This window comes from Sphingomonas folli (assembly GCF_019429525.1).
Taxonomy (GTDB): Bacteria; Pseudomonadota; Alphaproteobacteria; order Sphingomonadales; family Sphingomonadaceae; genus Sphingomonas; species Sphingomonas folii.
Genome location: NZ_JAHXZL010000013.1, coordinates 153,733 through 168,636, shown reverse-complemented (window position 1 = coordinate 168,636; position 14,904 = coordinate 153,733). Strand labels below are relative to the sequence as shown.

Annotated in this window: 14 protein-coding genes and 1 tRNA gene; 10 read left to right on the top strand and 5 right to left on the bottom strand. The window is 75.6% G+C overall.

The genetic code is table 11. The features are described 5' to 3' along the window. Positions 1-106 precede the first annotated feature (106 nt). From KZ813_RS18280 to KZ813_RS18265, 4 genes are all read right to left on the bottom strand, one after another. Complete coding sequence (locus KZ813_RS18280) at positions 107-1,363, bottom strand: ABC transporter permease (RefSeq protein ID WP_219756422.1); 1,257 nt, start codon at positions 1,361-1,363, stop codon at positions 107-109. Beyond that, positions 1,360-2,274: an ABC transporter ATP-binding protein gene (locus KZ813_RS18275; RefSeq protein WP_219756421.1), complete on the bottom strand. Its 915-nt coding sequence runs from the start codon at positions 2,272-2,274 to the stop codon at positions 1,360-1,362. The genes KZ813_RS18280 and KZ813_RS18275 overlap by 4 nt, the downstream gene beginning before the upstream one ends. A gap of 405 nt (positions 2,275-2,679) precedes the next feature. Continuing rightward, the gene (locus KZ813_RS18270) at positions 2,680-3,057 is read right to left on the bottom strand and encodes a hypothetical protein (RefSeq protein ID WP_219756420.1); all 378 of its coding nucleotides are present in this window, start codon (positions 3,055-3,057) and stop codon (positions 2,680-2,682) included. Next, positions 3,054-3,722 carry an EI24 domain-containing protein gene (locus KZ813_RS18265; RefSeq protein ID WP_219756419.1) on the bottom strand — a complete coding sequence of 223 codons (669 nt, stop codon included), beginning with the start codon at positions 3,720-3,722 and terminating at the stop codon, positions 3,054-3,056. The genes KZ813_RS18270 and KZ813_RS18265 overlap by 4 nt, the downstream gene beginning before the upstream one ends. Before the next feature lie 88 nt (positions 3,723-3,810). Here KZ813_RS18265 and KZ813_RS18260 point away from each other — a divergent pair, with 88 nt between their 5' ends. Beyond that, positions 3,811-4,803 carry an adenosine kinase gene (locus tag KZ813_RS18260; protein ID WP_219756418.1) on the top strand — a complete coding sequence of 331 codons (993 nt, stop codon included), beginning with the start codon at positions 3,811-3,813 and terminating at the stop codon, positions 4,801-4,803. Positions 4,804-5,341: 538 nt separating this feature from the next. Here the strand turns inward: KZ813_RS18260 and KZ813_RS18255 are convergent. Further along, positions 5,342-7,564, bottom strand: coding sequence for a TonB-dependent siderophore receptor (locus KZ813_RS18255; protein WP_219756417.1), 2,223 nt, complete (start codon positions 7,562-7,564; stop codon positions 5,342-5,344). A 422-nt stretch (positions 7,565-7,986) separates the two neighbouring features. Here KZ813_RS18255 and KZ813_RS18250 point away from each other — a divergent pair, with 422 nt between their 5' ends. From KZ813_RS18250 to KZ813_RS18210, 9 genes are all read left to right on the top strand, one after another. Beyond that, entirely contained in the window at positions 7,987-8,373 is a 387-nt protein-coding gene (locus tag KZ813_RS18250; protein ID WP_219756416.1) for an energy transducer TonB family protein, read from the top strand. Between the two features lie 251 nt (positions 8,374-8,624). Further along, a tRNA-Gly gene (locus KZ813_RS18245) sits at positions 8,625-8,698 on the top strand. Between the two features lie 75 nt (positions 8,699-8,773). After that, complete coding sequence (locus KZ813_RS18240; RefSeq protein ID WP_219756415.1) at positions 8,774-9,046, top strand: DUF7957 family protein; 273 nt, start codon at positions 8,774-8,776, stop codon at positions 9,044-9,046. Between the two features lie 133 nt (positions 9,047-9,179). Then, positions 9,180-10,268 carry a hypothetical protein gene (locus KZ813_RS18235; protein WP_219756414.1) on the top strand — a complete coding sequence of 363 codons (1,089 nt, stop codon included), beginning with the start codon at positions 9,180-9,182 and terminating at the stop codon, positions 10,266-10,268. Beyond that, complete coding sequence (locus KZ813_RS18230; protein ID WP_219756413.1) at positions 10,265-11,572, top strand: DNA-packaging protein; 1,308 nt, start codon at positions 10,265-10,267, stop codon at positions 11,570-11,572. The genes KZ813_RS18235 and KZ813_RS18230 overlap by 4 nt, the downstream gene beginning before the upstream one ends. 98 nt (positions 11,573-11,670) lie before the next feature. Then, positions 11,671-12,138: a DUF1203 domain-containing protein gene (locus KZ813_RS18225; protein WP_219756412.1), complete on the top strand. Its 468-nt coding sequence runs from the start codon at positions 11,671-11,673 to the stop codon at positions 12,136-12,138. Between the two features lie 542 nt (positions 12,139-12,680). Continuing rightward, positions 12,681-13,769, top strand: coding sequence for a phage portal protein (locus tag KZ813_RS18220; protein WP_219756411.1), 1,089 nt, complete (start codon positions 12,681-12,683; stop codon positions 13,767-13,769). Next, entirely contained in the window at positions 13,766-14,098 is a 333-nt protein-coding gene (locus KZ813_RS18215) for a DUF6127 family protein (RefSeq protein WP_219756410.1), read from the top strand. The genes KZ813_RS18220 and KZ813_RS18215 overlap by 4 nt, the downstream gene beginning before the upstream one ends. Next, the gene (locus KZ813_RS18210; protein ID WP_219756409.1) at positions 14,095-14,499 is read left to right on the top strand and encodes an HK97 family phage prohead protease; all 405 of its coding nucleotides are present in this window, start codon (positions 14,095-14,097) and stop codon (positions 14,497-14,499) included. Before KZ813_RS18215 ends, KZ813_RS18210 begins: the two co-directional genes overlap by 4 nt. The last annotated feature ends 405 nt before the right edge of the window (positions 14,500-14,904 follow it).

The following is a 14,904-nucleotide window of genomic DNA, read 5'->3' as shown; positions in this document are numbered from 1 at the left end:
TGTTGCATGACATAGGCGCCCGCTTTCGCCCCGCCCCGCAACACGGTGATAAGGCGTTGCAAAAAAGCGACAGCGAGGATGCCGTATACGGTGGTGCGGGCGGGCCTCAGCGGCGCGCGAACAGCCGCTTCCACGCGGGGGTCGGGCTGCCCGACTGGAGCACGCCGCGGCGGAACAGCCGAGCGCCGACGGTGATGAAGATCGCCACCCACAGCGCCTGCCACGCCAGCGCCGCGGCGTGCGGCCACAGCGCCGAGTCGCTCGCCGCGCGCCCCGCCATCGCGAAGGGCGAGGAGAGCGGGAACAGCTCGGCCAGAGTCGCCACCCAGCTGCCCGGGTGCGACACCGCCGCCGAGGAGAGCGCGAACATCGCCACCTGGACGATCGTGATCGGCAGCGACAGCATCTGGATCTCGCGCATCGTCGCCGCCTGCGCGCCGACGCCGAGGAAGACCGAGCCGAGCAGCAGATAGGCCATGGTGAAATAGCCGCCGAACAGCAGCGCGAACCAGCCGCCGCCCACCGCGGGCGCGAGCGTGCGCAGCGCGTCGCCGGCGTCGCCGGGCAGCAGCGCGCCGAGCTGGCTGATCACCACGCCCCAGAAGGTGACGAACAGCACCGCCACGCCGAACATGCCGACCAACTTGCCCAGGAACACGCTCTCCAGCGGCACCGCCGCGGCGAGCACCTCGATCACCTTGTTGTTGCGCTCCTCCGCCATCGTCCCCGCGACCTGGCCGGAGAGGAACAGCGTGAGGAAGAAGATGCCGAAGACCGCGAAGAAGCCGGTCGCCTTGCGCACCCCCTGCGACGGCGCGTCGGTCCGCACCGCGGTGAGCGTCGCGTCCGGCGCCGCGGCACCGGCGCGCTCGACCAGCGCGGCGTCGCGCGCGAGCCCGGCGAGATAGCGCGCGCCGCCGCGGTCGCCCGCGGCGTAGAGCACCGCGGGCCGCTCGAGCGTGCCGTACAGCACCGCGGCGACGTCGACCGAGTCATGGCCATGCGCGCCCTCCGCCAGCGTCGCGGCGGCCTGGCGCGCGGCATCGCCGGCGTCGGGGGCGGGGGCGGGGGCGCGCGCCTCGACCCGCGGCTGGCGCGAGTCGCCGGCGAGCAGCGGGCGCCAGCGCGCGTCGGCGTCGAGCACGCGCCGCGCCGCCGCGGCGGGCAGCAGCACCACCAGCCGCGTGCGCGCGGCGGAGCTGTCCGACGCGCTCGCCGCGCCCATCCCGCCGACCGCGCCGAACGACGCCATGATCAGCGGCGCGAACAGGAACAGCAGGAAGATCGGGGTGAAGACGGTGGCGACGAAGTCGCGGCGCGCGATCGTCAGCGTCTGGCGGAGATGACGGCGGAGCTGGGTCACGCGCGCGCCTCCTCCTCGCCGACGACTCGCACGAAGGCCTCGTGCAGCCCGGGGCGCTCGATCGACAGGCCGGCGATGCCGTGACCGGCCGCGATCAGCCGGGTGAGCACCGGCTCGATCCCCTCGGGCGGCAGCGGGAAGCGCCAGCCCTCGCCGTCGCCGCGCGCGTCGGCGGGGAGCAGCGCGGCGATCGCGGGGTCGGCGCGGTGCGGCACGTAATGGACCTGCTGCGGCAGCAGCGCGCGCGCCGCGTCCACGGTGCCCTCGAAGCGGCACTGCCCGCGCGCGATGATCGCGAGCCGGTCGCACAGCCGCTGCGCGTGCTGCATCACATGGGTGGAGAAGAGGATGGTGGCGCCGCGCGCCTGCTCGGCGCGGATCAGCGCCTCCAGCCGCTCCTGGTTGACCGGGTCGAGCCCGGAGAAAGGCTCGTCGAGCACGAGCAGGTCGGGGCGGTGGACGACCGCGCCGAGCAGCTGGACCAGCTGCGCCATGCCCTTGGATAGCTTGCGGATCTTGCCGTCGATCGCGTGGCCCAGCCCGGCCGCCTCGAGCAGCTCGGCGGCGCGTGCGCGCCCGGTGCGCCACTCCAATCCGCGCAGCGCGCCCATGAAGGCGATCGCCTCGCGCGCCGTCATCGACGGGTAGAGCCCGCGCTCCTCGGGGAGATAGCCGACGCGGTCGCCGACGTCGCGCGGGCGCGCGCTGCCGAGCAGGCGGCGCGAGCCGGTGTCGGGCTCGATGATGCCGAGCAGCATGCGCAACGTGGTGGTCTTGCCCGCGCCGTTGGGGCCGAGCACCCCGTAGATCGCGCCCTCGGGCACCGCGAGATCGACGCCGTCGACGACGCGCCGCTCGCCGTAGCGTTTCACCAGCGCCTCGGCGCTGACCGCGATCCCATTCTCTGCCACCCGACGCCCCCTTGTCGCGGCCGAGCCTAGGCGAGCGCGCGCGTCAGGGCCAGCGGAGAGGGGGGAGGAACTGCTCCCACCTCGCTCCTCCCCGCTCCGCGGGGAGGGGGATCGCGCCCGAAGGGCGTGGTGGAGGGGGTTCTCCTCGCAGCGAAGCGCGGGTGGAAGCCCTCCTCTGCCAAGCCCTTCGCGTGCGGACTCCATCCTCGTGCCGGGGGAAATCGCTCACCCCGATCCTCCCCGCTCGGCGGGGAGGGGGACCGCCGCGAAGCGGTGGCGGAGGGGGCTCTCGACGACGGGCAGCGCTCGTGGAAGCCTCCCTCCACCAGCCTTCGGCTGGTCCCCCTCCCCGTGCCGGGGAGGAGTGGATGAGGCTCCCGCAGCAACCCCGATCGTCTGCCCCCGCTATTTCCCCCCGTCGCGCCGCGCCAGCGCGGCGACGCAGCTGGCGCGGTCGATCGAGCGGCCGTCGCGCTGGCGCGAGTCGACCCAGGTCACCTTGGCCTCGCCGCCGCCGCTCGGGGGGTAGAGATAGGCGTCGAGGATGCAGATCGCGCTGGAGAACTGCAGCTTGCGCGCGGTCCCCTCGCGCACGTCCGCGTCGGGCGGGCCGAAGCTGCGCACCAGCGCGGCGGCGTCCTGGCCGATCACGCTCTCCAGCCCCATGCTCGGCAGCGCCGCCGCGACCGGCTGCGGCCGCGCCGCGGTGGTCGGCGCGGTGGCCGTGCAGCCCGCGATCGCGAGCGCGGGGAGCAGCGCGGCGAGACGGCGGGGCGGGATCATCGGCGGGCTCCGTGGTAGAGGTGGGTCGCCATCGCCGCGCCGAGCACGGGGGCGAGGACGTTGAGCAGCGGAACCACGAACAGCGCGGTGCCGGCAAGCCCCAGCACGAAGCGCCGGCCGGCGGTCGCCGCGCGCCAGTCTCGCATCGCCGCGCGCGGCAGGTGGCGCGCCGCCACCATGTCGCCGAGGTCGCGCCCGAGCAGCCAGGCGTTGACCAGGAAGAACAGCGCCGCGGTGCCGACCCCGGTGACGAGCAGCGCCAGATAGAGCGGCAGCAGCAGCAGGTTGACCAGGACGAACCGCGCCGCCGAGCCGAGCCCCATCGCCAGACCGCGCGCCGGCGGCACCTCGCGCGCGCTCGCCGCCGCGCCGGGATAGTGGCGGCGCTCGACCGCCGCGACGATGCGGTCGGCGAACAGCCCGACCACCAGGACCGCGATCGCGCGGAACAGCAGCCAGAAGGCGAGCGCGGTCACCGCCACCGCGGCCAGCCCCGCCATCGCGCCGTGATAGCTCCAGCCCGCCAGCGCGGCGTCCACCAACCACCACAGGCCGAGCGCCAGCGCGGCGAACAGCGTCAGCGTCACCGCCAACGACTGCGCCAGCACGCGCAGCACCGGCGGGTCGCCGAGCTGGGCGATCGAGAGCAGCAGCGCGCGCACCATCGCGGCCAGCGTTGCGCGCTCGCGCGCGGTTGCGCAAGCCGCGGGCGGCGGATAGGCGGGCGCTTTCCCGGACTGCAGGACGCTCCCTTTGACCGAACCCCGCTACGACGTGGTCGCGATCGGCAACGCCATCGTCGACATCCTCTCGCCCGCGAGCGACGCCTTCGTCGCCGACAACGGCATGACCAAGGGGGCGATGGCGCTGGTCTTCTCGCCCGAGGAGGCGGACGCGCTCTACGCCAAGATGGGGCCGGGGCAGGAGGTGTCTGGCGGCTCGGCGGCGAACACGATCGCGGGCATGGCGGCGCTGGGCGCGTCCTGCGCGTTCATCGGCCAGGTCGCCGACGACCAGCTCGGCGACGTCTTCGCGCACGACATCCGCGCCGCGGGCATCCGCTTCGACACGGCCGCGCGCGCCGGCGCGCCCACCACCGGCCGCTGCCTGATCTTCGTCACGCCCGACGGGCAGCGCACGATGAACACCTTCCTCGGCGCCTCGCACTATCTGCCCGAGGCGGCGCTGGACCGCGCGCTGATCGCGGACGCGCGCTACCTCTATCTCGAGGGCTATCTGTGGGACCCGGAGGAGCCGCGCGCGGCGATGCGTGCCGCGATCGACGTCGCGCGCGGGGCGGGGCGCAAGGTGGCCTTCACGCTCTCGGCCGAGTTCGTGATCGACCGCCACCGCGCCGCCTTCCACGCGCTGATCGACGCCGGGCTGATCGACCTGCTGTTCGCCAACGAGGCGGAGCTCCTGTCGCTGACCGAGACAAGCGACGTCGAGGCGGCGATCGCGGCGGTGAAGGCCAAGGTGCCGGTGGTGGTCGTCACGCTGAGCGAGCGCGGCGCCACCGCGATCGCGGGCGACGAGCGCGCGACGGTGCCGGCGCAGCCGATCGACCAGGTGGCCGACACGACTGGCGCGGGCGACCTGTTCGCGGCGGGCTTCCTGTTCGGCCAGGCGCGCGGCAGGTCGCTGGAGGCGTCGCTGACGCTCGGCGCGATCTGCGCCGCCGAGGTGATCCAGCATGTCGGCGCGCGCCCGATCGTCGACCTGAAGGCGATCACCGCGGACGTGTGAGCGCGGCGACGATTCGGACCTAGGTGGCGGGGCAGGATCCAACGCGCCGGATGGAACGGCCCCTTCCTCCTCTCCCTCCTCGCCCGTAGGCGATGGACCTGCCGACCGCGGGGAGGAGCGGTGCGATGACGGCGCCCGTGTCTGGGAGGCGACGCAGGAGATGGAGGGCGCGCTTGCAGCGTGGGGCGAGGTTCTGCGGGCCGTGGTCCTCGCGGTCGCGCGCGGCGTCCCCGGCGAACGCGACGTCGAGGAGCCAGTGGGACCGGTCTCGATCGTCCAGCGGGTTCGAGCGACGTCGAGCATGCGCTCGGGCGCGAGCGGGGTAGAGAGCAGGACGTAGCGCACCGCGGCGGTCACGGGTTGGCCGGCGGGCGGCGGCTCTCGATGCCGGTGGCGGGCACGACCAGCGCGCCGCGGATTTCCCGCCGGTGATGGGCGATCGACGCCGGCCAGACCGCGCTCGCGCGCGGATCGGCCGCGGCGGGGAGCGCCTGCGCCCGCGCTCCGCCCTCCCCGCGAGCGGGGAAGGCCTATCGTCTCAGAACTTCCACCCCAGGGTCGCCTGGACGGTGCGGCGGTTGCCGTACCAGCACCATTGGTAATTGGCGAAACAGGAGGTGAGATAGCTCTTGTCGAACACGTTGGTCGCGTTGACCGCCAGGCTCAGCCCGCGCAGACCCGGCGCGGCGGCGCCGAGGTCGTAGCGCGCCAGCGCGTCATACACCGTATAGCCCGGGCTGTTGCGCGGCCCCGCCGCGGCCTCGCCGAACCCTGGCGTGTAGATACCGGCATAGGCCTCGTCGGCGTGGCGCACCGCGCCGCCCAGCGTCAGCCCGGTGAAGGGGCCGCCCGGCGCGGTCCAGTCGAGGTTGACCGAGGTGCCGCCGCGCCCGACCGTCTCGAGCCCGCGGCCGACGCGCGACGGGTCCTGCGGGTCGCTCGTCACGCGCACGCGCTGGCGGCTGAACGCGCCGCGAACGGTGAAGCCGTGGCCGAGCGGCGCGAAGCCTTCCAGCTCGACGCCGGTGGAGCGGACCTCGCCGGTCTGGCGCGACACGGTGAAATCGGGCGTGGAGGTCAGCACGTTGGTCTGGTCGATGCGGAACCAGGCGGCGCTGAGCAGGATCGGCGTGCCGGGCACGGTGAACTTGGCGCCGGCCTCGATCTGTTTGCCGAGCGAGGGATCGGGCAGGCCGAAGCTGCCGTCGTCGCGCAGCACCTGGCCGCTCTGCGGCTGGAACGAGGTGGAATAGCTCACATAGGGCGCCAGCCCGAACGGCAGCGTGTAGAGCGCGGCGGCGCGCCAGGTGAACTTCTCGTCGCGCTGGGTCGACCCCGCCTGGGTGCGCTCACGCCCGTACGCCCAGTCCTGCCGACCCCCGAGCGTCACGCGCAGCTCGCCGAGCGAGAGCTGGTCCTGCGCGTAGATGCCCTGCTGGCGCTGGCGTGTGTCATAGCTGCCGCCGAACGGGTTGGGCACGGCCGCGGGGGTCCGCGGCGTCGCGATCGTGCCGTAGACCGGCTGGTAGGCGTCGAGCGCGGGCGCGCTGCCGAAGGCGTACAGCTCGGTCGAGTGCGCCACCTGGCGGTCGACGCCGAGCAGCAGCTGGTGCTCGATCGGCCCGGTACGGAAGGCGCCGCTCAGCTGGTTGTCATAGGTCCAATTGTCGAGCGTCTCGTCGGTGGCGTAGGAGGCGCGGTTGTACACGCGCAGCCCCGCGTCCGCGGGCGCGCCGCTGACGTAGATGAGGCCCAGCCGCGCGGTGACATTCTGGTAGCGGCCCGAGGCGCGGAAGCTCCACCCGCCGCCGAAGTCGTGGCGGAAGATATAGGTGCCCGACGCCTGCTCGCGGCGATAGCGGTTGCCCGCCTCGCCGCCGTCGAAGCGCGACGAGAGGCGGCCGTTGGGATTGTCGATCAGCGTGCCCAGCGCGGGGAAGACGCCGTACGCGCCGTTGTGCGGGTCGTGCGAGTAATTGCCCAGCAGCGTCAGCGTGGTCGCGCCGTCCGCGCCGAGCGTCACCGCGCCCGAGATCGTCTGGCGCTCGCGCCGGCTGAAACGCTGCTGCGTGTCGGCGCCGTTGGCGCTGCCGTAGACTCGCCACAGCACGTTCTCGCCGGCGCGCCCGCCGATGTCGGCGTCGACCCGGTACAGGTCGAAGGTGCCGTAGCTCGCGGCGACAGCGCCGTAGAGCGCGGCGTCGACCGGCAGCTTGCTCGACTGCGCCACGAGGCCCCCCGGCGACGACTGGCCGTAGAGCACCGAGGCGGGGCCCTTGAGCACCTCGAAGCGGTCGAGCCGCGACACGTCGACCTGGGGCACGGCATAGCCGGTCGGGCTGCCGAACTGGCGCAGCCCGTCGAGGAACACCGCGGCGTCGAAGCCGCGCAGCTTGAACTGGTCGTACACCTCGGCGCTGGAGCCGCGCGTCTCGGGCGTGACGCCGGCGACGAAGCGCAGCGCCTGGTTGAGGTTCTGCAGCCCCAGCCCGGCGATGTCGGCGGCGGTGACGACGCTGACCGACTGCGGCGTCTGCGCCAGCGGCGCGCTGCCCTTGGTGGCGGAGGAGGCGATGTCGCGCGTCTGCACGCCGGTGACGACCACGTCGTCGCCGACCTGCTGCTGGTCGGGGGCGTCGGCGGCGTCGGCGGCCGGCACCGCGGCATCGGCGACGAGCGGCGAGTCGGTCGCGGCGGCGAGCGCCGGGAGCGGGCAGAGCGCGCTGGCGACGAGCAGCGCGCGGGCGAGACGATGATGCATGTGAGAACCCCTTCCGGCGCGGGCTCTATCGCTTATGCGAACGCCTATCAATAGCTTGTTGGCGCGCGAATGTGTGACACGCGGCGACGGCTTTCTCCACCTGGGTCAGGAAAAGCGACACCGATCCTGCCAGAAAGGTCCGATGCGGACCCTCTTTCCGCGCGACCGAAAGGGTGGTACAAGCGTGCGGGGGCGGGATCGCAGCGATCGCCGCTCTCCCTCGACCAAGGCGTCAGAGTTCACGCAGAAACTGGTCGCGCGTCCTGGCCGATCATCCAGCATCGGAGATCGTCATGAAGCATTATTCGATCGTGATCGCCGCCGTGTGCGCGTTGTTCCCGTCGACCTCCCCGGCACGGCCGCGGCAGGGAGAAGTGACGGTCCGCGGAGATCAACTGTCCCGCGAGCGATGGGTCGCCGCGGTGACCAGGCGGCTCGAGACGGAGCTGCTGCGACAACAGGAGCCGATGTGGTTCGACGGCGCGGGGTCGGGCGGCATCGTGTCGGTTCGGTTCACGTTGGACGAGCGCAACCGTCCCGCCGCGCCCCTGCTCGCGCGATCGTCGCACGACCGTCGGCTGGACCGGGCCGCGCTGCGCGCGATCGGACGGCTGGGCGTGCTCCCCGCCGTCTCCACGGGCGCGGGGGTGGGGCCGACGATCCAGGCCAACATGATCTTCGCCTCCGACTACCTCGACTATCGCGAGAAACTGGGGCTGCTGCGCCGGGAGATCCGGGTCGCGCGCCAGACGGGCGGATCGGAGCGGCTCGCGTCGATCGTGATGATCGGCGCGGCGGCGACCAACTGAGCCGCGCGGGCGACCGCTCCCCGCTCCCCGCATGCCCGGCGCGGCGGGTGGGGAGCGGCGGGGCGGTCGTGACGCCGGCGGCGGCGCCTGCGCTCGCCCCGGCGGGTGGGCGGCGGCGGACGGCTTGTGCCGCTGCCCCCCGCTCGGTATGACGCCGGGCGTCTCCGCGGCGGCGTGTCGGCCTACCGGCACGCGGCGAGTCGGAGCGGCCGGGGGGAAAGCGCCAGCGAGCGGCGCGGTCTCGCGGGTATGCGGGTATAGCACAATGGTAGTGCAGCAGCCTTCCAAGCTGAATACACGGGTTCGATTCCCGTTACCCGCTCCATCGTCTCTCCGCTCACCCCCCTGCATCCGCCGCGCGCCCGCCCGCGTATCTCCTCGACCGAGAGGAGAGCGGCCGATGCCCGATCTCACGCGAGTCGAGCGCAGCATCGCCATCGGCGGCGGGCGGCGAGTCGTGCTCTACGCCCCCGCCGCCGAGGACGAGGCGCGCGCGCGCAACCTCGTCTGCCTCGATCGCGCCGGCCGCGTGGTCTGGCGCGGGGAGCTGCCCGCCGCGGCGGGCCCCGACCGCTTCGTCGCGGTGGAGCGGGACGGCGACACGCTGCTGGTCGACACGCTCAGCGGGCGGCGGCTCGCGCTCAGCACCGGCACCGGGCGCGCGCCCCGCTGAGCGCCAGCCCGCTTGACAGCGCGACGCTGTTTGTGTACAAAACACGAACATCGAGATGATGCGAGTCGGGCCGGGCGTTCGGGAGCGAGCTTCCGCCGCACCGGCCCGCTCGCGTTTCAGCGGGAGATCGGCGATGCGGGGCGAGCGCTCGGAGAGGGCGGCGGGCGCGACCGTCCCGGCTGCCGCGGCGGCGCAGGTCCGCGCGACCGCGCTCGACGCCGCCACCCGCGCGTGCTTCCTCGACCAGCTCGCCATGCTGGGCTGCCCGGCGCGCGCCGCCGCGGCGACGGGGATCGCGCCCGTCTCGGCCTATGCGCTGCGGCGACGCAACGCGCGCTTCGCCGCGGCCTGGCGTGCGGCCCTCGCGATCGGGTACGAGCGGCTCGAGGCCGAGGCGCTGCGCCACCTGCTCGATCGCGAGACGCCGCTGGATCTCGCCGCCGCGCTGGCGCTGCTCGACCGCCACCGCGCCGCCGCTGCCGGAACCGCTGCTGGTACCGCTCCCGGGGCAGACCCGGTCCCGGCGCCGCGCGCGCGGCGCGGGCGACGGGGCGCGCTCGACCCGGCGGGGGCCGAGCTGGCGCGCCGGCTGCAGCTCTACGCCGGCGCCACCCCGCGCGTCCGCCGCACGCCGGTGTCCCCCGCGGCGGCGGCCGAGGTCGACGCGCTCGAGCGCGCCGCCGCGGCGGACTGGGGCGAGGTGGACGATCAACTTTCCGACGGCGACACGGACGCTCGTCCCGGCCCGGGCGCGGCCGAGACTGAGGCTGTAACGGGCTCGGGCATCGCGACGGGCGGCGCGGCGGCGGACCCGGCCGGGCACAGATCGCCCCCGCCCCCGTCCGCGGTCGCCATCGGGGTGGGCTCGCCGGCGGACGACGGCGGGGGCGCGCGACCGATCGCGACGACGCGCGCGGACGATCGCTCCGCCGGCGAGACCCCGCTGGCCGGTCCCGCCGCCGAGGCGCGGCTGGCCGGCGCCGCCGTCGAGACCCCACCCGGCGACGCCGCCGCGGGCCCCGCGCTCGCACCGTCCTGCCCGGGCGACGCGGACCGGCGCCACGCCGCGTGGCACGACCCGCCCGACGCCGCGCCGATCGCGCCCGACCGCCGCGACGGCGCGCCTCGCGCCGCGGGTCGGTTCCCCGCGCCGCCCGGCCGCGCGGCGGGCGCGCCCGCGCTCACCTTCGCACCCGGCGCGCGCCCGCGGGTGTGGGCATGACCCTGCCGCTCACCCGCTCGTTGCGCGCGTTGCGTCGGGCAGATCCCGCCGCCGCGGCGCTTGTGTTCGAGGCGATCGACGAGGGCACGCGCCGCGCGCTCGTCGCCGACTGGGCGGGCTGGGCGCACCCGGGGCAGCTCGCGCCGCCGGGCGACTGGCGCGTGTGGCTGATCCAGGCCGGGCGCGGCTTCGGCAAGACCCGCGCCGGCGCCGAATGGGTCGCCGCGATGGCGCGCGCGCGGCCCGAGGCGCGGATCGCGCTGGTCGGCGCCACCGACGCGGACGCGCGCCGCGTGATGGTGGAGGGGCCGAGCGGGCTGCTCGCCGCGGCGCGGCGCGACGGCGCGGCGGCGTGGCGCCCGAGCCTGGGCGAGCTGCGCTTCGCCGGCGGCGCGGTGGCGCAGGTCTATTCCGCCGCCGCGCCGGAGGGGCTGCGCGGCCCCGAGCACCATCTCGCCTGGGCCGACGAGCTCGGCAAATGGCGCGGCGCCGCGGCGTGGGACAATCTGACGCTCGGGCTCCGCCTCGGCGCGCGGCCCCAGGCGCTGGTGACGACGACGCCGCGCGCGACCGCGCTGCTGCGCGGCATCGCCGCCGCGCCCGACACCGCGGTGACGCGCGGGCGCACGCGCGACAACCCGCATCTGCCCGCCGCCTTCGTGGCGGCGGTCGCGGCGCAGTATGGCGCGACCCGGCTGGGGCGGCAGGAGCTCGACGGCGAGCTGATCGAGGACGTCGCGGGCGCGCTGTGGCCGCGCGCGCTGATCGAGCGCCAGCGCGCCGCCACCGTGCCCGCGCTGCTGCGCGTGGTGGTGGGGGTCGACCCGCCCGCCGGCAGCGGCGGCGACGCCTGCGGCATCGTCGCCGCCGGGCTGGGGCGCGACGGCCACGGCTATGTGCTCGAGGACGCCAGCGTGATCGGCGCGAGCCCCGAGCGCTGGGCGCGCGCGGTCGCCGCCTGCGCCGCGCGCCACGCCGCCGAGCGCGTGGTGGCCGAGGCCAACCAAGGCGGCGACATGGTGGCGCAGGTGCTGCGCGCCGCGGACGCCGCGCTGCCGCTGCGGCTGGTGCATGCCACGCGCGGCAAGTCGGCGCGCGCCGAGCCGGTGGCGGCGCTCTACGAGACCGGTCGGGTGTGGCACGCGCGCGCCTTCCCCGCGCTGGAGGACGAGCTGGCCGGGCTGGTCGCGGGCGGCGGCTACGAGGGGCCGGGGCGCTCGCCCGACCGCGCCGACGCCTGCGTCTGGGCGCTCACGGCGCTGCTGCTCGGTGACGGCGGCGCGGTGCGCGTGCGCGTGCTGTGAGGCGGGCGGGTTCGAGCGCATGCCGCGGGACGCGGCGCGCGCGGGTCGCCTGCTAGGTACGGGTGACCCGGCACGGTCGGCCGGCAGAGGAGATGAGCATGTCCTATCGCGTCCGCGGGCTCGATCCCGCCCCGTTCGCGCACCTGGTCGGGCGCTCCGACGCCGAGCTCGCCGCGGCGGGGGTGCGGCGCCTGGTGGTGGACCGCGCGCCGGGCTTCCCCGACCGCGTCACGGTGAGCGACCTGCCCCCGGGCGAGACCGTGCTGCTGCTCAACTACGAGCATCAGCCCGCGCCGACCCCCTATCGCGCGCGCCACGCGATCTTCGTCGGCGAGCGCCCGCGCGCGGCGCTCGACCTGGTCGGGTCGCTGCCCGCCGCGCTGCTGGCGCGCCCGATCTCGCTGCGCGGCTATGACGCCGCGGGCGAGATGGTCGACGCCGTGCTGGCCGAGGGCGCGGCGCTGCACGGCGCGGTCGAGCGGCTGCTCGGCGACGACGCGTTGGCCTATGTCCACGCGCATTACGCCGCGCGCGGCTGCTACGCCGCGCTGATCGAGCGCGCCTGACGGGCGTGAGGGACCCTCGATCCGCGGCCGAGACGGCGCGGTGGGGAGGCTGCTGAAGCGACGCCGGGCAGGGACACGAAGGTGTCCGCGATCGTCGACGCGAGGGCATCCGCTGCTATGTCGTCAGCCCCGCCCGCGGGGGGCGGTCAGGCTGGGGGGTGACGACCGGGGGCGCTGCCGCACCGGCGGCAGCCGGCGCGGCGCGGCGCGACCGACGCGTCGGGGCCGGCCACGCCGTCCCACACCGGCGAGGGGAGCTCTCCTCCCGCCCCGTCACCCGGGAGAAGCGGTGATCGGGATACGCCGGCAGCCGCGATCCCCGGCGCGGGACGCTCTCCTGGTGGCGTCGCCGTCCGGCGGAGCGGGGATCCAGACGCGACGGCGTCCGCGACGCGGCCGCTCCGGCGGCGTCTCTGGATTAACGCCTTCGCGGGGATGACGGCTTCTCGGGGGAGCCGCCCGTTCCGATCACACGCTCGACCTCGAACGATCCTCCCCCACGTCGCCGCCCACTGAACGCCGTACATCGAGGAGATCGCCTTATGGCCTGGTTCCGCAAGACCGCGCCCGCCCCCGCGGCGGCGCGGCCCGCCCTGGCGCGCGCGTCGGGCATCGCCGCGCCCCCGCCGCCCGTCACTTGGCCGCAGGGCTATGAGGCGCAGGTGCGCGCGGCCTATCTCGGCAACGCCATCGCGCAGCGCGCGGTGCGGCTCGTCGCCGAGAGCGTCGCGAGCGCGCCGCTCGACTGCCCCGACCCGGCGCTGCGCGCGCTCGTCGCCGCGCCTGGGCTGCTCGAGACCGTCGCGGCGCAGCTGCTGCTCCACGGCAACGCCTTCGTCCAGCCGCTGCGCGACGAGCAGGGCGCCCCCGCCGCGCTCTACCCGCTGCGCCCGGAGCGGGTCAGCGTCGAGCTCGGCGCCGACGGCTGGCCCGCGGCCTTCCTCTATCGCGTCGGCGCGCGCGCCAGCCGGCTCGTGCCCGAGGCGGTGATCCACCTGCGCCGCTTCCACCCGCTCGACGACCATTACGGCCTGGGCTGCCTCGGCGCCGCCGCGCCCGCGGTGGCGATCCACAATGCCGCGGCGGCGTGGAGCAAGGCGCTGCTCGACAATGCCGCGCGGCCCTCGGGCGCCTTGGTGTATGACGCGCGCGACGGCGCGACGCTGTCGCCCGACCAGTTCCGCCGCCTCCGCGAGGAGATGGACGCGGGCTTCGCGGGCGCGGTCAACGCCGGGCGGCCGCTGCTGCTCGAGGGCGGGCTGACGTGGCAGCCGCTCAGCCTCACCCCCGCCGACATGGACTTCGCGGGCACCAAGGCGGCGGCGGCGCGCGAGATCGCCTTGGCCTTCGGCGTGCCGTCGATGCTGCTCGGCCTGCCCGGCGACTCGACCCATGCCAATTACGCCGAGGCCAATCGCGCGCTGTGGCGGCTGACCGTGCTGCCGCTCGCCGACGCGATCCTCACCGCGCTCGCCGCCGGGCTGGCGCGCTGGGTGGGGGAGGCGGTGCTGCGCGTCGACCTCGACCGCGTCCCCGCGCTGGCGGAGGACCGCGAGCGGCTGTGGCGGATGGCGGCGGCGGCCGACTTCCTGTCGCCCGAGGAGAAGCGCGCGATGGTGGACTGGCAATGAGCGCGCCGCACGACGAGGGCAGCGCCGCGGTGCTGGCGCACCTGCTCGCGCAGCTCGCCGCCGAGGGCGCCGACCCGGCCGGGCTGCGCGCGGTGGCGGAGCAGGCGGGCGAGCTGGGCGCGACGCGCGCGCTCACGCGGCTGGGGCTGGCCGACGCGGGCGCGGCGGGCGACGTCGCCGCGCTGCGCGAGCTGCTCCAGACGTGGCGCGCGGCCAAGCGCTCGGCGTGGCGCGCGTTGCTCGGCTGGGTGACGCGGACGCTGGGCGCGCTGCTGCTGCTCGGGCTGGCGATGCGGCTCGGCGTCGACCTCGGCGGGGACGGCCAGTGAGGGTCGGGGGCTATGCCGCGCTGTGGGACCGCGTCGACCGCGCCGGGGACGTGCTGCGCGCGGGCGTGTTCGGCGCGGCGCCGCGCGCGGTGCCGCTGCTGTGCCAGCATCGCGGCGCGCCGGTGGGGGCGCTGCTGTCGCTGGCGGACGACGCGCGCGGGCTGCTGGTGGCAGCGCGGGTCGACGACGCGGCGGTGGCGCGCGCGGTGAAGAGCGGCGCGCTGCCGGGCTTCTCGGTCGCCTATCGCGCGCGCGCGGTGCGGCAGGGCGCGCATCGCGCGGTCGTCGCCGCCGAGCTGGTCGAGGTCAGCCTGGTGGCGGTGCCGATGCAGCCCGGCGCGCTGGTCGACTGGTGGGAGGAGCCGCCTCGTCCGGACCCGCACGCGGGAGCGCCGGGATGAGGCTCGCGCGAGGACGCGAGGACGCGAAGCGGTCGCGGCAGAGCGACGGCGCTCCGGATCGTGCCCCGGCGGACGCCGGGGCACCGCGGCGGTTTGAACGAGATGAGGCGCTCACCGGTGCCAGGGTGAGGGTCGCGCCGATGTGCCGAGCCGACGGTGACGCGACGGCGCGGAGCGCCTGAAGATGGTCACGCGGAGGCGCGGAGGCGCGGAGACGCGGGGACGGCGCGCGTCGGGCGACCGTCACGTCCCAACGCCCCGGTGAGACCAAGGGAGCGCCGCCGCGCTCGGGCCCTCTCAGCGCCTCCGCGCCTCCCGCGTGACCGATCCTTCTTCTTCGCGTCGTCGCGTCCTCGCGTGAACCCTCCCTCCGCTCCCAGCACGAGCGTGGCGCCGCCGCCGCCC